This is a genomic window from Pseudomonas sp. LM13 (genome assembly GCF_041381355.1).
GTDB lineage: Bacteria > Pseudomonadota > Gammaproteobacteria > Pseudomonadales > Pseudomonadaceae > Stutzerimonas > Stutzerimonas frequens.
Map to the genome: position 1 here is coordinate 1 of NZ_JACBXH010000091.1, position 2,575 is coordinate 2,575.

Here is a 2,575-nt window from a genome sequence, read left to right on the forward strand (position 1 = left end):
TGCGGATTCCACGGCCATCCGGCCACCTATTCCATAAACATCCGGCCACTGATTCCACGATGATCCGGCCACCCATTCCACGCTCATCCGGCCACCCTTAAGGCAGGCAGCAACGCAGGATTATTCACTACCATCGACCTCTTTTATCGAAGCAGAGAGGTCGTCGTGGAGCGTTTATCCATGCGTAAAATTCGAGAAGTGCTACGTCTCAAATTCGAGGTCGGCCTATCTGCCCGCCAGGTCGCTGGCAGCTTGCAAGTAGGCCGAGCCAGCGTCGGTGAGTACCTCAATCGCTTTGCTGCCAGCGGCCTGACCTGGCCCTCTGCGCTGACTGACGCCGAGTTACAACGGCATCTTTTTCCGCCGCCGCCCACCGTTCCCAGCGATCAAAGGCCGGTGCCAGACTGGGCTCATGTACACGGGGAGTTACGCCGCCCCGGCGTAACTCTGGCCCTGCTTTGGCAGGAATACCGACTCGCCCACCCGCAAGGCTTCCAATACAGCTGGTTCTGCGAGCACTACCGCCTCTGGGCCGCCAAGGTCGACGTGGTCATGCGCCAGGAGCACCGTGCCGGCGAAAAGCTGTTCGTCGATTACGCCGGCCAGACCGTACCGGTCATTGATCGGCGAACCGGCGAGATCCGCCAAACGCAGATCTTCGTCGCCGTTCTCGGCGCGTCCAGCTACACCTTTGCCGAGGCCACCTGGTCGCAGAAGCTGCCTGACTGGCTGGGCTCGCACGCCCGCTGTTTTGCTTTTTTCGGTGGCACATCGCAGATCCTGGTGCCCGATAATCTGCGCAGCGGCGTCACCAAGGCGCATCGCTACGAGCCCGACATCAACCCCAGTTACCGCGATCTCGCCGAGCATTACGGCATCGCCGTATTACCTGCTCGCTCGCGCAAACCCAAGGACAAAGCCAAGGTCGAAGTCGGCGTGCAAGTCGTCGAGCGCTGGATCCTCGCCGCGCTGCGCAACCGCCAGTTCTTCTCGCTGGGCGAACTCAACACGGCAATCAGCCTGCTGCTCGAACGCCTCAATCAAAAGCCCTTCAAGAAGCTGCCCGGCTCACGCCGCTCGGCCTTTGAGACCATCGACCAACCCGCACTGCAACCGCTACCAGAACATCCGTACATCTACGCCGAATGGAAAAAGGTGCGGGTGCACATCGACTACCACGTCGAGGTCGAGGGCCATTACTACTCGGTGCCGTACCAGTTGGTGAAGCACCAACTCGAAGTGCGGCTAACCGCTAAGACCGTCGAGTGCTTCCACGCCAACCAGCGGGTGGCCAGTCACCTGCGCTCGCTGCACAAAGGCCGCCACACCACCCAAACCGAGCACATGCCCAAGAGCCACCGGGAGCACGCCGAATGGACACCGCAACGGCTGATCCGCTGGGCCGAGCAGACCGGGCCTAACACCGCTGGCGTTATCGCCTACATCCTTGAGCGCCGAATCCATCCTCAGCACGGCTTCCGCGCCTGCCTGGGCATCCTGCGCCTGAGCAAGCAGCACGGCGAAGAGCGGCTGGAAGCCGCTTGCCAGCGAGCGCTGGCACTGGGCGCGTGCAGCTACAAAAGCCTTGAATCGATCCTGCGCCAAGGGCTGGAAAAGCTACCGCTGTCCCAGCAAAACCTGCCGCTACTGCCCGACGAACACATCAACCTGCGCGGCCCTGGCTACTACCACTGACCTGAAAAAGGAGCACCAAAATGCTGCCCAATCCGACACTCGACAAGCTGCAAACCCTGCGCCTGCACGGCATGATCAAGGCGCTGAGCGAGCAACACGCCACGCCCGATATCAATGATCTGAGCTTCGACGAACGCCTCGGCCTGATGATCGACCGCGAGCTGACCGAACGTGAAAACACGCGTCTGAGCAGCCGGCTGAAACTGGCACGACTGCGCCACAACGCTTGCCTGGAAGACATCGATTACCGCAGCCCACGCGGCCTGGACAAGTCCCTGATCCTGCAACTGGGCAGCGGCCAATGGCTGCGCGATGGCTTGAACCTGATCATCGGCGGCCCGACCGGTGTAGGCAAAACCTGGCTCGCCTGCGCGCTGGCCCACAAGGCCTGCCGTGACGGCTACAGCGTGCGCTACTTGCGTCTGCCGCGCCTGATGGAGGAACTGGGCCTGGCCCACGGAGACGGTCGATTCGCGAAACTGATGGCGGGCTATGCCAAGACCGACTTGCTGATCCTGGACGACTGGGGCCTGGCGCCGTTTACCGCACCGCAACGGCGCGACATGCTTGAGCTATTGGACGACCGCTACGGCAACCGCTCGACGCTGGTCACCAGCCAGATGCCCGTGGACAAATGGCATGCACTGATCGGCGATCCGACCTTGGGCGACGCGATCCTCGACCGGCTGGTGCACAACGCTTATCGGATCGAACTGAAGGGCGAATCGATGCGCAGACGCGCAACGAAATTGACGACGACAGGGACTTCAGACTAACAATGCAAACCTGCGTCGCTGCGCTCCGACTGCCTGGCCGGATGAGCGTGGAACGGGTGGCCGGATGTTGGTGGACTGGGTGGCCGGATGGCGTGGAATGCGCA

Annotated in this window: 2 protein-coding genes; both read left to right on the top strand. The window is 61.9% G+C overall.

Annotated elements, in window-relative coordinates:
* The first annotated feature begins 180 nt into the window (after window positions 1-180).
* Window positions 181-1,695 carry an IS21-like element ISPre4 family transposase gene (gene istA / locus HZR81_RS23320; RefSeq protein WP_041771204.1) on the top strand — a complete coding sequence of 505 codons (1,515 nt, stop codon included), beginning with the start codon at window positions 181-183 and terminating at the stop codon, window positions 1,693-1,695.
* Window positions 1,696-1,715: 20 nt separating this feature from the next.
* A complete protein-coding gene (gene istB, locus HZR81_RS23325; protein WP_011077977.1) occupies window positions 1,716-2,471 on the top strand; it encodes an IS21-like element ISPre4 family helper ATPase IstB in 756 nt (251 codons plus the stop codon).
* Window positions 2,472-2,575 lie beyond the last annotated feature (104 nt).